This is a genomic window from Flagellimonas flava, assembly GCF_050617915.1.
In the GTDB taxonomy this organism is placed as follows: domain Bacteria; phylum Bacteroidota; class Bacteroidia; order Flavobacteriales; family Flavobacteriaceae; genus Flagellimonas; species Flagellimonas flava_A.
Map to the genome: position 1 here is coordinate 44,494 of NZ_JBODQE010000004.1, position 19,663 is coordinate 64,156.

14 protein-coding genes are annotated in these 19,663 nt (G+C 43.8%); 1 reads left to right on the forward strand and 13 read right to left on the reverse strand.

Going from position 1 to position 19,663, the window contains the following annotated elements; genetic code table 11:
* Positions 1-16: 16 nt before the first annotated feature.
* From queG to ACRHOZ_RS11540, 12 genes are all read right to left on the reverse strand, one after another.
* Complete coding sequence (gene queG, locus ACRHOZ_RS11485) at positions 17-934, reverse strand: tRNA epoxyqueuosine(34) reductase QueG (protein WP_431125744.1); 918 nt, start codon at positions 932-934, stop codon at positions 17-19.
* Positions 934-2,262 (reverse strand): cytochrome P450, encoded by a 1,329-nt coding sequence (locus tag ACRHOZ_RS11490; RefSeq protein WP_431125746.1) that lies wholly within the window; start codon positions 2,260-2,262, stop codon positions 934-936. Before ACRHOZ_RS11490 ends, queG begins: the two co-directional genes overlap by 1 nt.
* Positions 2,259-3,284, reverse strand: a complete 1,026-nt coding sequence (gene ruvB, locus ACRHOZ_RS11495) for a Holliday junction branch migration DNA helicase RuvB (RefSeq protein ID WP_431125748.1) — start codon at positions 3,282-3,284, stop codon at positions 2,259-2,261. The genes ACRHOZ_RS11490 and ruvB overlap by 4 nt, the downstream gene beginning before the upstream one ends.
* 7 nt (positions 3,285-3,291) lie before the next feature.
* Positions 3,292-4,131 (reverse strand): GIN domain-containing protein, encoded by an 840-nt coding sequence (locus ACRHOZ_RS11500; RefSeq protein ID WP_431125750.1) that lies wholly within the window; start codon positions 4,129-4,131, stop codon positions 3,292-3,294.
* 104 nt (positions 4,132-4,235) lie between these two features.
* Positions 4,236-6,053 carry a cytochrome c oxidase subunit I gene (locus tag ACRHOZ_RS11505; RefSeq protein WP_420402144.1) on the reverse strand — a complete coding sequence of 606 codons (1,818 nt, stop codon included), beginning with the start codon at positions 6,051-6,053 and terminating at the stop codon, positions 4,236-4,238.
* Positions 6,054-6,094: 41 nt separating this feature from the next.
* The gene (locus ACRHOZ_RS11510; RefSeq protein ID WP_431125753.1) at positions 6,095-7,153 is read right to left on the reverse strand and encodes a cytochrome c oxidase subunit II; all 1,059 of its coding nucleotides are present in this window, start codon (positions 7,151-7,153) and stop codon (positions 6,095-6,097) included.
* A 27-nt stretch (positions 7,154-7,180) separates the two neighbouring features.
* Positions 7,181-8,521 carry a quinol:cytochrome C oxidoreductase gene (locus ACRHOZ_RS11515; protein WP_431125755.1) on the reverse strand — a complete coding sequence of 447 codons (1,341 nt, stop codon included), beginning with the start codon at positions 8,519-8,521 and terminating at the stop codon, positions 7,181-7,183.
* A gap of 15 nt (positions 8,522-8,536) precedes the next feature.
* Entirely contained in the window at positions 8,537-9,106 is a 570-nt protein-coding gene (locus ACRHOZ_RS11520) for a c-type cytochrome (protein ID WP_431125757.1), read from the reverse strand.
* 4 nt (positions 9,107-9,110) lie between these two features.
* A complete protein-coding gene (locus ACRHOZ_RS11525; protein WP_420402140.1) occupies positions 9,111-9,638 on the reverse strand; it encodes a DUF3341 domain-containing protein in 528 nt (175 codons plus the stop codon).
* 2 nt (positions 9,639-9,640) lie between these two features.
* Positions 9,641-11,365 (reverse strand): NrfD/PsrC family molybdoenzyme membrane anchor subunit, encoded by a 1,725-nt coding sequence (gene nrfD / locus ACRHOZ_RS11530; protein WP_431125759.1) that lies wholly within the window; start codon positions 11,363-11,365, stop codon positions 9,641-9,643.
* A 32-nt stretch (positions 11,366-11,397) separates the two neighbouring features.
* Positions 11,398-14,520 carry a TAT-variant-translocated molybdopterin oxidoreductase gene (locus ACRHOZ_RS11535; RefSeq protein WP_431125762.1) on the reverse strand — a complete coding sequence of 1,041 codons (3,123 nt, stop codon included), beginning with the start codon at positions 14,518-14,520 and terminating at the stop codon, positions 11,398-11,400.
* 32 nt (positions 14,521-14,552) lie between these two features.
* Positions 14,553-15,893 (reverse strand): cytochrome c3 family protein, encoded by a 1,341-nt coding sequence (locus tag ACRHOZ_RS11540; RefSeq protein WP_431125763.1) that lies wholly within the window; start codon positions 15,891-15,893, stop codon positions 14,553-14,555.
* A 235-nt stretch (positions 15,894-16,128) separates the two neighbouring features.
* Between ACRHOZ_RS11540 and ACRHOZ_RS11545 the strand changes: the two genes are divergently transcribed.
* A complete protein-coding gene (locus ACRHOZ_RS11545; protein WP_420402136.1) occupies positions 16,129-16,500 on the forward strand; it encodes an SPOR domain-containing protein in 372 nt (123 codons plus the stop codon).
* 463 nt (positions 16,501-16,963) lie between these two features.
* Here ACRHOZ_RS11545 and infB read toward each other — a convergent pair whose 3' ends face one another.
* A complete protein-coding gene (gene infB, locus ACRHOZ_RS11550; protein WP_431125766.1) occupies positions 16,964-19,651 on the reverse strand; it encodes a translation initiation factor IF-2 in 2,688 nt (895 codons plus the stop codon).
* Between the last annotated feature and the right edge of the window lie 12 nt (positions 19,652-19,663).

The following is a 19,663-nucleotide window of genomic DNA, read 5'->3' on the forward strand; positions in this document are numbered from 1 at the left end:
GAAATTTTACAATTCCCTATTTCAGAAATTTAATATTCCGTGTCAACCCTTGGAATTTGGTTCTTTTTACCGCCGATTTTTTGAACATTTTTCTGAAAACTTCCTCTGTAATCTCTTCCCAGTCCTTTCGTTCCATCGACAATAATTGCGGGTGCGGATTAAACAAAGGTTCCTGGTGTGCTTTAGAGAATCGGTTCCAAGGACAGACATCCTGGCATACATCACACCCAAACATCCAGTCATCAAATTGCCCCTTGAACTCGGTTGGAATCTCATTTTTGAGTTCAATCGTGAAATAGGAAATACACTTACTTCCATCCACCACATAAGGCTCCACAATAGCCTCCGTTGGACAAGCATCCATACAAGCCGTGCAGGTACCGCAATGGTCTGTGGTTGGAGCATCGTACTCCAAATCCAAATCAATAATCAACTCGGCAATAAAATAAAAAGACCCCACTTGTTGGGTCAGTAAATTGCTATGTTTACCAATCCACCCCAGGCCACTTTTGGCTGCCCAAGCCTTGTCCAAAACAGGAGCCGAATCCACAAAGGCCCTGCCGTTGACTTCCCCAATCTCTTCCTGGATAAACTGTAAAAGGAATTTGAGTTTATCCTTGATCACAAAGTGATAGTCCGTTCCATAGGCATATTTGGAAATCTTGTATGTATCCTCTATTTGATGTTGTTCCGGAAAATAGTTCAACAGCAATGAAACCACAGATTTGGAACCTTCCACCAATTTGGTGGGGTCCAAACGCTTATCAAAATGGTTTTCCATGTATTGCATCTCCCCATGCATGCCCTGCTTGAGCCATTTCTCAAGGCGCGGGGCTTCCTCCTCCAAAAACTCTGCTTTGGAAATGCCACAAGACAAAAAACCAAGGCGTTTGGCCTCTGTTTTGATGCGTCTTGTGTTTTCGGCAATTCCCATTAGCTATTTCTTCTTTCAAAATTAACCTGGATATCTAATGGCTTTAAGGTAATCAAAGGGTTTATTTCAACCCCATCCATTTTGGTGGACAATTTGAAGTTTTTAACGATTTCTGCCACGGTAAGAATCATTTCATAGGTTGCCATGGCATTGCCAATACACATTCTTGGCCCAGCTCCAAAGGGATAAAAATAATTGCCATACGCTTTACTGTCCAACCCCACAAAACGGTCCACTTGATATTCATAGGGATTTTCCCAAAATGATGGATGTCGATGCAATTCGAAAATGGAGAGTAGGATCATACCTCCTTTTTTAAGCCTGACCCCATTTAGATCCGTGTTTTCCGTGGCCACTCGATCCATAAAATAAGCTGGAGGGTACAGACGCATAGCTTCTTTAATGCTCGAAGATGTCAAGGGCAGCTTGGCAAAGTCTTCCCACTCCAATTGCGTTTTGCCCAAATTGGTAACCTCTCCCAATATTTTTTCCTGTGCCAATTGATTCTTTGCCAAAAAGAACAAAGTAAAGGAAAGGGCGCTGGCGGTGGTCTCATATCCTGCCGTAAACAAGATCATCAATTCGTCCAATAATTGTTTTCTGGGCATGTGAGTCCCATCTTCGTAAGTGGCCTTCAGTAGCATGTCCAACAAATCATCCCTGTCCACATCTTGAGACAGTCTATTTTCCACTAGGCCATTAAGAATATCCCTTGCACGATTACTGAATCCTATGTGTTTGGTGATTTCTCCCGTAAGACGATACCACCATCTCAAATACGGCCTACGCATTTCGGTCACCAACATATTCTGATTGACTTCAGTGATCTGCTTAAGCTCCGCCATGGGTTGCCTAATATCATTGTGGCTAAACAAGGTTTTTGCCACCACTTGAAACGCCAAATCCCCCATCAACGGGATAACATTCAAGTCCGAGCCAGGCTTAATTCTGTCCAGCTCTTCCTGAATGGCAGATCTCATAATTCCAAGAAGTCCCTTGAGTTTTTTCTGATGAAAGGCCGGCTGAATCATTCGTCTATGGGTTCGCCAATGTTCCCCGTTCGAAGTCAACAAACCATGCCCAATATATTTGGCCAGATCCTTAGTCTGCAATTTTGATTTTTCAAAGCTTCTATGCTTTTTCTGAAGTACTTGTTTCACCAACTCAGGATCGCGAGTAAAGATTACCCTGCCTTCGGCGGGGATGGATACGCTAAAAGTATCGCCCAATTTCTTAAAATTACGGTGATGGAAATTCAGTGGGTTTTTCTGGATGGTACGTCGGTTGGCAAAAACCTTAAAAGTGGAAATGGAAGGTACCTTCTTCATTCAAAAAGACCGCCTTGAGTTCCTCCTTTGATCTTCCCCAAGTGTTTATAGGCCAATTCCGTGACTTCCCTGCCCCTCGGGGTTCGCATAATAAAACCCTGTTGAATGAGAAATGGTTCATAGACCTCTTCAATGGTTTCTGCACTTTCCGAAACCGCGGTGGCCAATGTGGTTATTCCTACTGGCCCTCCCTTAAATTTATCAATAATGGTGGAAAGGATCTTATTGTCCATCTCGTCCAAGCCGTGGGCATCCACATTCAGGGCTTTCAATCCAAATTTGGAAATCTCCATATCAATGTTTCCATTCCCTTTGATTTGGGCAAAATCCCTCACCCTTCTTAATAGGGCATTGCAAATTCTAGGTGTTCCCCTACTTCTTCCCGCAATTTCAATGGCTGCTTCGTTGGTAATGGGCACTTTGAGAATATCTGCACTTCGCTGCACAATGGTAGAGAGCAATTCGGTGTTATAATACTGCAATCGGCTTTGAATACCAAAACGCGCTCGCATTGGAGCCGTCAACAAACCTGAACGGGTGGTGGCGCCTACGAGAGTGAACGGACTTAAATTGATCTGCACCGTTCTGGCATTGGGACCCGTTTCGATCATAATGTCAATCTTATAGTCCTCCATGGCCGAATACAGATACTCTTCCACAATCGGACTCAGGCGATGGATCTCGTCTATAAACAACACATCCCGCTCCTCCAAGTTGGTCAACAATCCAGCCAAATCGCCGGGTTTGTCCAAAACGGGTCCAGAAGTAACCTTGATCCCCACTCCCAATTCATTGGCCAAAATATGGGCCAAGGTGGTCTTGCCCAATCCTGGTGGCCCATGGAACAAGGTATGGTCCAATGCCTCACCTCTAAGGTTTGCAGCCTGCACAAATACCTTAAGGTTTTCCAACACCTGTTCCTGACCGGTAAAATCATCAAAAGTTATGGGTCTCAAAGCCCTTTCAATGTCCAGCTCTTCCTGGGAATAATTTTCGGATGTTGGATCCAAGTTTTCGTTCATAGGGTAGCTATTGTTCCTCCTTTTTTAAAAGTTGTGCGGTATTTAAGAATTCAAGAAGGGTTATGCGCGGATTTCCATAGAGATAGGTCCTGGTATTGTCTATTGCGCTGAGCTCGAGTTCACGATATACATTCAAACGCGCCGTGGCGCTGTTTTCAAGCTTAGCCTTGACAGCTGCCGCTTCCATTCTTTCAGCCTTTAATCTGGAGTTGTCCGTTAGATTGGCCTCAATCCTATCTGATGTTCCTTCCAAGGTCAAAGAACCATTCTGCTCCAAATCTACCAAGCCCACTTCACTTACGGCATATACATAGGCTTCTGCCCTTTGATTTACCGAAATGTTGAGAGAGTCCACATCCACATTAAAATCTCCACGACTGGTTTCTTCCAAGCGAATATCCATAACGGCTGCGCTGGCCTGAAGGTTCAATCTAGTGTTCGCAAAAGCATCCACAAAAAGTTCATCGCTGTTGATGATATCTTCTGAGGTAATACTGCCTTCCTTGACCACTATGGCCTGTAACTCAGTAAATTCTATGGTTATATCCAATTTCTTTTTGGAGGTAACATCGTAGAAGGAGCTTATGATCAAGGTACCGTCCACAACATTGAATTTGAGGATATCAATCAAGTTATCGTCCGCTTCTATTTTATACCCCGGCCCAAAAGATTTTTTGAGGACAATATCCAAATCATCATTGAGCTGTACCGCATTGAACATGGGAAGTTCGCCATTCACCTCGGTCACAATCCTGCTTCCCTTTATTTTGGGCTTGCGCTGCGCGAATGCAGTCAGATTAAACAGCAGTAAAAGAACTATGGCAAGATTTTTCAAAAGTGTTCGCATTATGGATTATTAAAGATATTACAATTAGCAATAACAATTGCCGTACCAAACCCCAGAAACAAAAAACCCATCCTAATTGGATGGGCCTTGTTTTATCTTTTGCGCTAGTGATTCAGCTCTTCTTCATTATCCTGCAGCGGTATGGTCTGCGGCACAAAATCCTGCCCTGCTATGATGTACTCCCCATTTTCATAGGTTTTGCTGTAATCATACGCCCAACGATGTACGTGTGGAATAGCTCCAGGCCAGTTTCCATGGATGTGTTCCTGTGGAGCAGTCCACTCCAAGGTGGTAGCCTTCCAAGGATTCAATGACCCTCTCTTGCCATAGTAAATGCTGTACACAAAATTGAATGCAAATACTAGCTGTGCTCCCGCTGTAATGATGGCGAAAACAGTCATCAGTACCTGAACATTGGTCAATTCGTCAAACATTGGGAAAGCCGTATTCTCGTAGTATCTTCTTGGTACCCCGGCCATTCCAACAAAGTGCATCGGGAAGAAAATACCGTACGAACCTATAGCTGTGATCCAGAAATGGACATAGCCCAAATTCTTGTTCATCATCCTTCCTTGGAAGAGTTTTGGGAACCAGTGGTATACTCCGGCGAACAGTCCATAAAGTGCCGAGATACCCATTACCAAGTGGAAGTGGGCCACAACAAAATAGGTGTCGTGGACATTGATGTCCAGGGCACTGTCCCCAAGAATAATACCTGTTAGACCCCCTGTGATGAAGGTAGATACCATTCCAATTGAAAAGAGCATACCTGGATTGAGCTGTAGATTTCCTTTCCAAAGGGTTGTTATCCAGTTAAATGCTTTTACTGCGGATGGAATCGCGATCAACAAGGTTGTAAATGTAAATACGGAACCAAGGAACGGATTCATCCCTGAAATGAACATATGGTGCCCCCAAACAATGGTTGACAAAAAGGCAATGGCCAAGATAGAGGCAATCATCGCCCTGTATCCAAAAATAGGTTTACGGGCATTTACTGCCATAACTTCGGACACAAGACCCATAGCTGGCAAGATTACGATATATACTTCTGGGTGACCCAAGAACCAGAACAAATGCTCAAATAGTACAGGAGAACCTCCTTGATAATGCAACACCTCGCCTTGGATAAAGATATCCGAAAGGAAGAAGGATGTTCCAAAACTTCTGTCCATAATTAGCAACAGGGCTGCCGAAAGAAGCACTGGGAACGAAATTACCCCAATTACTGCTGTCACAAAGAACGCCCAAATGGTCAAAGGTAGGCGTGTCATGGACATCCCTTTGGTCCTTAGGTTCAGTACCGTAACAATATAGTTCAAGGATCCCAGTAAGGATGATGCAATGAATATAGCCATGGAAACCAACCAAAGTGTCATTCCCGCTCCAGAACCAGCTTGCGCCATTGGCAGGGCACTCAAGGGAGGATAAATGGTCCATCCAGCTGCTGCCGGACCAGCTTCCACGAAAAGTGAAATCACCATAATTACGGCAGACAAAAAGAACATCCAAAAAGAGAGCATGTTCAAGAAACCGGAAGCCATATCCCTGGCCCCAATCTGCAATGGAATCAAAAGATTACTAAAGGTACCACTCAAACCAGCTGTCAATACAAAGAATACCATAATGGTACCATGCATGGTCACCAAGCCCAAATAAATGTCGGCATCCATTACTCCATCTGGAGCCCATTTGCCCAACAATCCTTCAAAAACGGAAAAAGATTCACCTGGCCAAGCCAATTGCATTCTGAAAAGCAAAGACATGGCAATACCAATAAAGCCCATGATCAACACCCCAGTAATAAGATATTGCTTGGCAATCATCTTATGGTCTTGACTAAAGATGTATTTGGTTACAAAGGTTTCCTTATGATGATGTCCGTGATCTTCGTGTCCGTGTTCGTGTCCAGTAGCTGACATAATCTTCTTTAAATTTTGTTTTTATTTTTTGATGGCCTTTCTTACTCGGCAGAGGCTACAGTTTCCTTAAAAGTAGCTTGTTCTGCAATCCACTTGTTATATTCCTCCTCGGTTTCCACTATGATTTTCATCTGCATGTTGTAATGGGATTTTCCACAAATCTTGTTACAAAGCAATACATAATCAAATTCCCAAGGGTCGGAGTTGGGTTTGCCCTCGGCAGCCCATTTGGCCCTTAATGTGTTTGTTCTTTTCACTTTGTCCACTACATCCGGGTTGCGTCTCATCTCCTCAGTAGTAATGGTCGGCGTAAAGGAAAACTGTGTAATCATACCTGGAACACAGTTCATTTGAGCCCTAAAGTGTGGCATATAGGCGGAGTGCAATACATCTTGTGAGCGCATCATAAAATTCACTTTGCGCCCTACCGGTAAATGCAATTCCTTAACCAAAATATCGTCAGCTGCATTGGGATCGGATTCGTCCAATCCCAAAACGTTGGCCCTATCAATATCAATAAGTCTTACACTGGCATCTCCCAATACATTGTCCTCACCGCCATAGCGAGCTGTCCAATTAAACTGCTGGGCATACAATTCCACAATCAAGGGATCGTCCTCATCATTGACATCCATGATATTGGTCCAGGTGTATAATCCCCAAAGAATCAAACCTGCCAAAACGATAACTGGGATGATGGTCCAGATGAACTCCAAACGGTCATTGTCCGCGAAGAAAAGGGCTTTTTTCCCTTTTTCACCTCTGTATTTGTATGCGAAATAGTGCAAAAGAGCCTGGGTAATGGTCTGCACCACGAAAATAATGGCGAAGGAAACCCACATCAATTGGTCATATCCACCTCCATGTGCCGAAGACGCTTCAGGCAACAATACCTTGGAGTACTTCGCAAAGCTAAAAATGGTAATGCCATAAATGAAGAATAAAAATGCAAACATCAGATAACCGTTGTACTTATTATCCTTGTCCGTTGCTACTCCAGTTTCTTCCGCTTTAAGTTGGGACAATTCAAAAATCTTGGTCATTTGCCAGATTGCAATTGCCACCAGTACTAAAACAGTCAATGTTAATAATGCAGTCATTGTATATTGCTCTAAGACTTAATCGTATTAATAATGAAATTGTCTACTTTCCTCAACAAATGGATTTCGCTTGGGCTGTAAAGGATGCTTGGTCAAGGTGTTGAACACCCAGAAAACAAACAATCCACCAAAGAACAGTATTCCACCAATTTCAGGAATTCCAAAATGCCATTGATCACCCACTGTTGCCGGCATTACCATGTTGTACACATCTAAATAGTGACCAAACAACACCACAATACCAGCCATAATCACAAACCAGTTTATTCTCTTGTAATCACTATTCATCAATACCAATAACGGGAATACGAAATTCATAACCAGCATGGTAAAGAAAGGTAATTTGTAATCCTGGAATCTTGCTATGTAGTAGGTTACTTCTTCTGGAATGTTCGCATACCAAATCAACATGAACTGCGAGAACCAAAGGTAGGTCCAGAAAATGCTAATGGCGAACATAAACTTGGCCAAATCATGAATATGGCTGTCGTTCACGTTTTCCAAATAGCCTTTGGACTTCAAGTAGATGCTTACAATAGCTATAACCGTGATACCGGAAACAAACATACTGGCAAATACGTACCAGCCAAACAGCGTGCTAAACCAGTGTGGATCCAAACTCATGATCCAGTCCCATGACATCATGGACTCCGTAACCAAGTAGAATACCAAGAAACCAGCAGACCATCTAAAATTCTTTACAAAGTTGGTATTGTCATCAGATTCATCCTGGGCCAAGGAAAGTTTTCTGGAAATCTCCCTGTAGAAGATCCAACCTCCCAAGAAAATGGCAGCTCTTACCAAAAAGAACGTTGGGTTAAGGTAACCTGCCTTGCCTTGCAAAAGTTTATCATGGGCCACAACATCCGCATCCATCCACACAAACATATGGTTCATGTGCAATACGGAAAGTACCAAAATCACAAATACGATAATACCACCTGGAACCAGGTATGCGGTTATCCCTTCCATCACTCTAAACAATAGTGGGGACCATCCCGCCTGCGAAGCTCTCTGAATGGCATAGAACGCCAAAACCCCAAGGGCAATCATAAAGAAAAAGAATGCGGCTACATATAATGCGGACCAAGGTCTGTTTTGCAATTGGTGCAGCAAATGCTCATCATGGGATGCATCATGACCTTCTTCATGTGCAGCTTCCTGTCCGTGGCCAGCTGCTTCACCATGCGCAACTTCTGCTGCCTCGGCATGACCACCACCATGATCATCGTGATGGGCAGATGCCACAATTGCCTTAGCTTCTTCCACAGTGCTTGGGGCAGAGGTAAAACCGATCACTAAAAAAATCAGTCCTACTGCCATGGCAATGAAAGATCCTATTTTAAGTCTGTTTGAAAACGTGTACATAGTATACTTATCCAATTATTTTGTTAGGTCTTCCTTTAACTTCATCACGTACTCGGACACTTGCCACATTTCTTCCTCATTGGCAAGTTGAGCGGCATATGAACCCATGGAGTTCAAACCATAATATATGGTATGATAGGTACTTCCCACGGTTATATTACGGGCCACATCATCATAGCTGGGCACACCCAATATTTTTTCACGCTTCACCAAAGTACCCTGTCCTTTTCCTTTTGGTCCGTGACAAATGGCACAATAGATATCGTACAATTCCTTTCCCTTTGCCAAATTGGCCTCACTTTGAAGTGAATCCAACGGGCTTGGCTCCAATCTGGCCAAATCCTTTCCTTCCAAGGTGTTCTCAAACTTATAGGGCATATAACCTCTAGAAATCGTATTTTCCGGTGGAAGAAGGGCTTCTGTTCCTTGAGGGAACAAACCATTATCCACTCCTTGATAGGTTTCATACCCAACCGGTTCGTACATGTTTGGCATATACTGGTAGTTTGGGCTATTCTTATCCGCGCACGAAGCCATGGACAGAACCAAAACTAAAACAACACCTATTTTACCTAAATGCTTCATATTATTACGACTCCTTTTCTGTAACTTTTAGTTCCACAGCTCCAGTATCCCACAACAAGGCGGTCAACTCATCTTCGTTATCATGTAGCCCGATTTCCATCAAAAAATGGTCGTCAGTTGTTCTTACATCCGGATTTTCAGCTTTCTTAAAAGGCCACATTCTACTTCTAAGGTAAAATGTGATCACCATCAAGTGAGCGGCAAAGAAAACGGTCATCTCAAACATGATGGGCACGAAGGCCGGCATGTTTTCCAAGTAGCTAAAGCTAGGCTTACCACCAATATCCTGAGGCCAATCATCTATCATGATATAATTCATCATGGTAATGGCCACCGCAAGACCCAAACATCCGTACATAAAAGATGTGATTGCAATCCGTGTATCCGCAAGTCCCATGGCCTTGTCCAGACCGTGTACAGGAAAAGGGGTATACACTTCCTCAATATGATGATGTTCCGCCCTCACCTTTTTGACAGCTTGCATCAACACATCGTCATCATTATAAAGTGCTTGTATAACTTTTGAAGCCATAACTACTTTTTATCGTTTAATTTTTTAGCTTGTCCAGCCCAATCATCGCGCTGTGCCCTACCTGGGAACGAGCCTGTGATCGAATCCAACAAATCATATTCTTTCTCGGTCATTTTACTTACCTGAGCGAAGGTATAAATCCCGATTTGGTTCAAGGTTTCCTCCATTTGAGGTCCAATCCCCTTAACTTTTTTCAAATCGTCTGCCTGATCTGTTTCGGCATCAAAGGTTCCGATAGCTCCCAATAAGGATGCTACTTGTTTCTCATCCGCCTCAGGTTTTGCCTCTGTTGCGGCTGCTTTTTCCACTTTACCTCCTTTTGAAGGTTTTTCATATAGCGGCTTTCCAGCTTCACGAAGATTCTTGAATCGTTCTCCTGAAGATTTCAATATGGATTTCACCTCTGCTTGCGCAATTACAGGGAACGTTCTGGAATACAATAGGAACAATACGAAGAAGAATCCGATGGTTCCAATAAAGATTCCAACATCCACAAAAGTTGGTGAGAACATTGTCCAAGAAGAAGGTAAGTAATCTCTGTGCAATGAGGTTACAATGATCACAAAACGCTCAAACCACATTCCTATGTTTACCACAATGGAAATAAAGAATGAGAACATGATGCTGGTACGTAATTTCTTGAACCACATGAACTGCGGCGAGAACACGTTACAGGTCATCATAGACCAGTATGCCCACCAGTAAGGCCCTGTAGCCCTGTTTAGGAATGCATACTGTTCGTACTCTACTCCTGAATACCAGGCAATGAACAACTCCGTGATATAGGCACAACCCACAATGGATCCCGTGATCATGATCACAATGTTCATCAATTCTATATGCTGAACGGTAATATAAGCCTCTAGGTTGCATACTTTACGCATGATGATCAAGAGGGTGTTTACCATGGCGAATCCTGAGAAAATAGCTCCCGCAACAAAGTAAGGTGGGAAGATGGTGGTGTGCCATCCAGGAATTACCGAGGTGGCAAAGTCAAAGGATACAATAGTGTGTACCGAAAGTACAAGTGGTGTGGCCAATCCTGCCAATACCAAGGAAACTTCCTCAAATCGTTGCCAATCTTTTGCCCTACCCGTCCAACCGAAGCTTAACAGGCTGTATATTTTCTTTTGGAATGGCTTAATGGCCCTATCCCTGATCATCGCAAAGTCAGGTAAAAGACCTGTCCACCAGAACACCAAGGATACCGATAAATAGGTAGAGATTGCAAATACGTCCCAAAGCAAGGGCGAATTAAAGTTTACCCACAACGAACCAAATTGGTTTGGAATAGGCAATACCCAATAGGCCAACCATGGACGTCCCATGTGAATAATTGGGAACAACCCGGCCTGGATAACAGAGAATATGGTCATTGCTTCTGCAGAACGGTTGATCGCCATTCTCCATTTCTGCCTAAACAACAGCAATACCGCAGAAATCAGGGTTCCTGCGTGACCAATACCTACCCACCAAACGAAATTTGTAATATCCCAGGCCCAGTTTACGGTCTTGTTCAGACCCCATACCCCGATACCTGTGGAAATGGTGTAAATAATACATCCTATACCCCAAAGTAATGCAACCAAGGCAATGGAAAATACAATCCACCACTGCTTATTGGCTTTTCCCTCCACTGGAGCGGCAATATCCACGGTAACATCATGGTATCCTTTATCTCCAAGTACTAAGGGCTTTCGAATAGGTGCTTCGTAATGCGACGCCATAATTTATCTTCTAGTTACTTCTTTATTATTTATTAAGCCTCGTTGGTATTTCTTACCTTAACATGATAGAACACGTTGGGTTTGGTCCCTACATGCTCCAACAAGTGGTACATTCTATCATCCTCCTTCAATTCGGCAATCTTGCTGTGCTCATCGTTAATGTCTCCAAATACCATGGCTCCACTGCTACAAGCAGCTGAACATGCCGTTTGGAATTCCCCATCCTTAATCTCACGACCATCCCTTTTGGCATCCAAAATGGTTTTTTGGGTCATTTGGATACACATGGAACATTTTTCCATAACCCCTCTGGAACGTACATTAACATCAGGGTTAATGACCATCTTCCCAAGGTCATTGTTCATGTTGAAATCAAACTCGTCATTGTCATAGTACAAGAACCAGTTGAATCGACGAACTTTATAAGGACAGTTGTTGGCACAATATCTAGTACCCACACAACGGTTATAAGCCATTTGGTTTTGCCCTTGTCTACCGTGCGAGGTAGCAGCTACTGGACAAACAGTTTCACAAGGTGCATGGTTACAGTGCTGGCACATTACCGGCTGGAATGCAACCTGAGGATTTGCAGAGGCATCTTCCATCTGTCCCAATCCACCCAAGGTTCCTTGATCACCAAACAAGCCTTCTAGACCCTCTTTCTTTTCATTATCCTGCTCAAAGGTCTCTTCTGAAGAATAATATCTATCTATACGCAACCAGTGCATATCCCTGGAACGTCTTATCTCTTCTTTACCCACTACAGGAACGTTGTTCTCTGCATGACACGCAATTACACATGCCCCACAACCCGTACATGCGTTCAGGTCGATGGATAGGTTAAAGTGATGTCCGATGGAACGATCAAACTCTTCCCACAAATCAGCATCCGGAGAAGTAACCGGAATTTCCTGGTGGTTTAAGCTTACATGCGGCATTGGGTTCCACTCGTGATGGTCTTTGGTATTGAAAATCTCCAAGGTAGTCTCCTTGATGATATCCCCTCTTCCCATCAGCGTTTTATGCAACTGAACACAAGCAAACTCATGATCCCCTGAAGCTTTTTCCAAGCTCACGGACTGAACATCGGAGAAGTTCTTGTACAAAGCATAGGCGTTTACACCAGTGGCCATTTCAGCTTTCATTCCAGCTTCACGACCGTACCCAAAGGAAAGCCCCACGGTACCTGGCGCCTGTCCTGGCTGAATGATCACAGGAACATTATTTAGCACTGCACCATCTACAGTAAGGTTTACATAACTACCGTTCAATCCACCATCAGCCACATTGTAGTTTTCAAGACCCAAATTTTCAGCATCCGCTTTGGATACCGTAACATAGTTGTCCCAAGAAACTCGGGAAACAGGGTCTGGGAATTCCTGCAACCATGGGTTGTTGGCCTGTTTACCATCCCCCATTCCAACTTTGGAGTACAACACTAGCTCCGTTCCAGAACTGGTACTGTTTACCAAAGAATTTACTGCCGCAGATATTGGAGCAATGCTTTCCGCCTCATCTCCATCAGTACTTTCGGCAACACTTTCAGCAACGGTCTCTTCTTCTGCCGCTGTAGGAACAAAAACACCATCTTGAAGTGCCTGATTCCAATCTCCACCTTGCAATAGTGAAGTATTCCAATTTTCTTTTATATACTCGTAGTAAGTTTGATCCTTACCCAACCAGTTCAACAAAGAAGTTTGGAACTGACGTGTATCAAAAAGTTCACGAATGGCGGGCTGGGTTAAGCTGTATTGTCCTTTTTTGAACTCGGCATCACCCCAAGACTCCAGGTAATGGGAAGCAGCTGCAACGAATTGGGAGGACTGTGCGGTTTCATCATTATTGAATGAAAAACTAACCGAAACATCCACTTTTCCAAGACCTTCAATGAACTCTGCAGCGTTTGGCAAAGAATAGGCTGGGTTTACCCCGTCCATAATCAAAATTCCAACACGACCGGCATTCATATCAGTGACCAACTTGTTTACTTTGGCCGAATCCCCTTGACGAACATATCTTGGGTTTTCCGCATCAAAAGCCTCACTGGCCAACAACTTATTGATGGCCAACACCACTGTTTGGGCATGAATATCATTCAATCCTGTTACCACAACGGCCTTGCTTCCAGCTTTTTTGATCTGCGCAGCAACACTTTCCACAGCAGCATCCACATCCGATGTACCTCCACCCAAGTTGCTACCGTTTAACTTACTATACAGTTTGGCCAAGGCTATTTTTTGTTGCGTCGGTGTCATTGGGTAACGCTTGTCCGCATTGGCACCGGTCAAGGACATATTGGCCTCCAACTGTACATGCTTGGACATTTTACCGTGATTTGGCACACGACCTTTGGCGTATCCACTGTCGTATCCACCACCTTGCCAATCTCCCAAAAAGTCAGCGCCGAAGGAAACAATCAAGTCCGCTTTTTCAAAATTGTAATCTGCCAAGGCACGCTCTCCGTAAGCAGCGTTGAATGCATTTAGGGCAGCATCCTCAGAAATGGCATCATAAACCACATGGTTTACATTGTCACCATACTCCGCCTTGAACTCGGCAATTAATTTATCTGTGGATGGACTTGCATAGGTTTGCGTCAACAAAACAATTTGTCTGTTGGAACCTTTAAGGTTACCCAATTTAGCCTTTACATTGGCATCCAATATCTTCCATTCAATAGGCTCCCCACCTTGGGATGGCCCTTGAACTCTCTTGCTATCATATAAGGATAGAACAGAAGCTTGCACTCTGGCATTGGTACTTCCATTTACCTTGGCATCTGTATTGTTCTCAATCTTGATAGGTCGCCCTTCACGGGTTTTGACCAAAATACTGGCAAAATCAAATCCATCCGCAATGGTGGTTGCGTAGTAGTTGGCAACACCGGGAACAATATTGTCCGGCTGCACTACATAAGGAATGGATTTATGCACAGGCCCCTCACAGGCTGCAACAGTAGCTGCCGCCGTACTGAAACCAACATATTTCAAGAAGTCCCTTCTGTTGGTGGTTGTGGCCGACAGATTTTCTTTGTCGCCCAAAAACTCATCCACGGGGATTTGTTCCATGAATTCGTTTTGTCTTAGCGTCTCAACAATGGAATCGTTCGGATTTAGCTCCGCTTCGCTCTTCCAATATTTTTTGTTTGATGCCATACGATATATCTGAGATTATCTTCTTTTAATTCTTAATAGTGACACTTACCACATTCCAAACCACCCATCATTGCAGCGGTCAATTCCTCAACGCCATACTTTTTGGAAAGCTCAGCATGGATGGCAGCATAGTACTCATTGCCTTCCATTTTTACGTTGGTTTCCCTGTGACAGTTGACACACCAACCCATAGTTAATGGCGCATACTGCTCCATTATTTCCATTTCCTCTACCGGACCGTGGCAGGTCTGACACTCAATACCTGCAACGGAAACGTGCTGGGAGTGATTGAAATAGGCAAAGTCAGGAAGGTTATGAATTCTAACCCATTCCACTGGCTGACTGTCCCCCGTATATCTTTGCTCTTCCTCGTCCCATCCTACGGCCTTGTATAATTTCTTGATTTCGCCAGTATAGAACTCATTGGTATAACCGTTTGCCAAATCCTCTGCACTAGGCCCTTCTGGATTACCTTTGTACTCATAAATGGATTTGTGACAGTTCATACATACATTTAAGGAAGGAATTCCCGAAGTTTTGGAAACCCTAGCTGATGAGTGACAATACTTACATTCAATTTTGTTGTCTCCTGCGTGAATTTTATGGGAATAGTGAATAGGCTGAACAGGCGCATATCCTTGATCAACACCAACCTGCATCATCCACCCGTAAGCGAAATACCCACTGGCCAACAACAAGAAAATAGCGCTGACCAAAACCAAGAACTGGTTTTTCACGAAGGCTTTCCAAATAGGAAGTCCCTTTTCAGCTTTGTCTTTTTCCAAATCAACCCCATTGGCCTCAGCGATTCTTCTCAAGGTATTGTTTACCAAGATCAACATAACCACCAATAGACCAAAGACCAGGGCCAATGCCCCAAGAATCATTTCATTGGAAATACCTCCTTCAGATTCCCCAGTTCCAGTTGCCGCAGCAGTAGCCGCTGGTACTGCAGGAGCAGGCGGGGGAGCTGCGGTATAGGCCAAAATATCATCAATATCTTGATTGGACAGGGTAGGGAAAGCGGTCATCGCCGCCTGATTGTACTCTGCATAAATCTTATTGGCGTATGCATCTCCGGCTTTGATCATTCCCGGACTGTTCTTAATCCACGTGTAAAGCCACTCCTTGTCCAAACCCTCATCTTCGGACAGCCTACTTTCCACATTGGCCAAAGCCGGCCCAGTCATTTTACGATCAAGGGCATGACAGGCTGCACAATTCTGATTGAACAGCTGCTTTCCCTTAACGGGATCACCTCCAGCTGCGGCATCAGCGGAAGCTTCCTCTTGCGCATAAAATGAAACGGAAAAAAGTAGGAGAGAGAAACCTAAAACTTTTGAAAATAGATGGCGGTATAAAACCTTTTTCATACTAACAGAATTTCTATCGAAATCTTTGGCACGATTATTCCAATTGATACTGAGAACAATAGCATTTGGGTGGCCTAAAATCGCAGACAAAAGTACGGAATAAGGTCATTTTTCAAAATGTTAAGGGATCTATAATATCTAATTTATAACTATTCTAAATAAGTTGAAAGTAGATGGAATAATCCCTAAAAAATTACATTTGTACAAGGACGAATCCGATAAGCTTGAAAATAACATGAAAACTTATGCTTTAGCACTGATTTTGATTGGTTTGACTTATAACCTATCTGCTCAAGAAGGACAGGTTGTGATTGATCAGGATCCAAGGATTGACGAATTGATGAAACTTTACGCCCAAGTAAATTCCAAAGCCGATTATTATCAAATACAAGTGGGCTTTGGAAGCTATCAAAAGGCACAAAACCTAAAGTCAAAAATAGATATTGATTTTCCGGGGTGGTACTCCAAAATTGAGTTTGAATCCCCAACCTATCGTGTTCGTTTGGGAAAGTTTAAAACCAAATTGGAAGCCGAGCGTAAATATCTGGAAGTTCGGAAAAAGTACCCGGATGCGATGTTACTTAAACCTGAGAGCAATTCTAGGTAAGTTCAAGCTCAAAATTCAAGTTCAAGACTCAAGACTCGCACTGAGGCTATAAAATTCCAAATCACAAGCGCCAAATTCCATCTCGCTGGGCAGATTAAGTAAGTTCAAGCTCAAAATTCAAGTTCAAGTTCAAAACTCAGGAATCAAGACTAAAGACCAAAGACACAAGACTTAAAGATTCCAAGTTCTAAATTACCAGTACCAAGCTCTAAATTCCAAATCCCAACTTACCTTAATCAATTTTTCATTTTCAATTTTCAATTTTTAATTCCTCCAACACACCAAGCCCCAAACACCAAGCCCCAAACACCAAGCCCCAAACACCAAACACCAAACACCAAGCACCAAGCACCAAGCACCAAGCACCAAGCACCAAGCACCAAACACCAAACACCAAACACCAAACACCAAGCATTAAAACAAAAAAAATCCCGCCGAAGCGGGAGTGTGATTATTTTCGAAATTACAGTTTCTTCTTTACTGCGACCTCTTGGAAGGCTTCCACAATATCCCCTTCCTTAATATCATTGTAGTTTTTGATCTGAAGACCACAATCGTATCCTTTGGACACCTCCTTAACATCATCCTTGAATCGTTTGAGTGATGCCAACTCACCTGTAAAGATGACCACCCCATCCCTGATCAAACGAATTTGGGAATTTCTAAAGACCTTACCAGTGGTCACCATACAACCTGCAATGGTTCCAATCTTGGAAATCTTGAAGGTCTCCCTGATTTCTGCATTTCCGGTAATCTCCTCCTTCATTTCCGGAGACAACATACCTTCCATGGCATCCTTCAAATCATTGATGGCGTCGTAGATAATTGAGTACATTCTGATATCGATTTCCTCCTTATCTGCAACTGCACGGGCATTGCCCATTGGTCTAACGTTAAACCCGATGATAATGGCGTCCGAAGCACTGGCCAACAACACATCGGATTCTGTAATGGCTCCTACACCTTTATGGATAATATTCACCTGAATCTCATCCGTAGACAATTTCTGGAAGGAGTCCGTCAAGGCTTCCACCGAACCGTCCACATCCCCTTTCAGGATAATGTTCAATTCTTGGAAATCGCCCAGAGCGATTCGTCTTCCAATCTCATCCAAGGTAATATGTCGCTGTGTCCTAACGGATTGCTCGCGTTGCAATTGGGAACGCTTGGTCGCGATTTGCTTCGCTTCACGTTCATCCTGCAATACATTGAATTTATCTCCTGCCTGGGGTGCTCCATCCAATCCCAAAATGGAAATAGGGGTTGCCGGCCCGGCTTTTTTGATATTCTTTCCTCGTTCATCCTGCATGGCCTTTACTTTACCACTACAGGTTCCTGCCAAAACATAATCTCCAATCTCCAAGGTTCCTGCCTGCACCAAAATGGTGGACACATAACCTCGACCTTTATCCAAGAATGCTTCAACCACAGTTCCAGAGGCCAATTTTTCTGGGTTGGCCTTAAGTTCAAGCAATTCCGCTTCCAACAATACCTTCTCCAACAACTCATTTACCCCTTGACCTGTTTTGGCCGAAATATCATGGGATTGGATTTTTCCTCCCCAATCTTCCACCAAAAGGTTCATGGCTGCAAGTCCTTCCTTAATTTTATCTGGATTGGCCGTAGGCCTATCAATCTTGTTTATGGCGAAAACAATGGGAACATTGGCCGCCTGGGCATGACTTATCGCTTCCTTGGTTTGTGGCATAATATCGTCATCGGCAGCAACTACGATAATGGCTATATCCGTTACCTGGGCACCCCTAGCACGCATGGCCGTAAAGGCTTCGTGACCTGGAGTATCCAAGAAAGTTATCTTTTGTCCCCCTTCCAAGGTTACACCATAAGCACCAATGTGCTGGGTAATTCCACCACTTTCACCAGCAATTACATTTTCTTCCCTGATGTAATCCAGCAAAGAGGTTTTACCGTGATCCACGTGACCCATTACTGTAACGATCGGAGCTCTTGGATGCAAGTCTTCCGGAGCATCCACCTCCTCTTCAATGGCTTCTTCAATTTCCGCTGTGACAAACTCCACCTCAAAGCCAAATTCCTCAGCAACTATGGAAAGTGTTTCCGCATCCAAACGCTGGTTCATGGTTACCATGATCCCCAAGGACATACAGGCAGATATAATTTGGGTAGTGGACACATTCATCATGGTAGCAACTTCATTCACGGTAACAAATTCTGTTACCTTAAGAATCTTGCTTTCCAGTTCTTGTTGTTCCAGATCTTTCTCTGTCTGCTGACGATGCTGATCTCTTTTCTCCCTTCTATACTTTGCTCCTTTTCCTTTGCTGGATTTGCCTTGAAGTTTTTCAAGGGTCTCCCGTACCTGTTTTTGTACTTCTTCTTCCGTTGGCTCAACTTTAGGAACCGACGAACGTTGCCCCCTTCTACCCGGACCGTTGTTACCTCTTTGGTTTGGACGACCGTTTCCAGATTGCGGGTTGTTCTTGCTTACTATTCGTTTACGCCTTTTCTTTCTGTCTGCGCTTGAATCGGCAGCATCTCCAGTTTTGGCCTTGGCCTCCTCTTTCTTTTTCTTAGGCTTGTTGAATTGGGACAAGTCAATTTTATCCCCAGTGATTTTGGGCCCTGAAAGCTTTTTGTATTGGGTTTGAATGGCCTCTGGCTCCTTGGGTTGCTCGGCCTCCTCTTTTTTGGCCTCTACCGGTTCGGCCGCTTCCTCAACCTTGGGCTCGGCAGCTTTTTTCTCCACCTCAACCTTGGGTTGTTCTTCAACAACAGGCTTCTCCTCTTCCTTGGGCGCCACGGGCTTGTTGTCCAAATCTATCTTCCCAACAGTTTTAGGTCCCGAAAGTTCCGCTTTGGCCTTAATGACCTGATCGGCATTTCTTCGTTCCCTGGCAAGTCTTCTTTCTTCCTGCTCCTGCTCCATTTGGATTCTGAGCGCTTCCTTCTCCTTCCTTTTCTCCTCACCTACTTCTTTGGAAGCAACTTTTTTGCTCTTATCCGTTTGGAATTCATCCAACAGCACTTGATACACCTCATCTGTAATCTTGGTAGTGGGACGTGCTTCTACCTCGTGTCCTGCGGACGCAAGATATTCCACGGCCCTATCCAGTGAAATGTTCAACTCCCTTAGAACTTTATTAAGCCTTATTGTTGGGTTTCCTGCCATAAATTGTTTTTC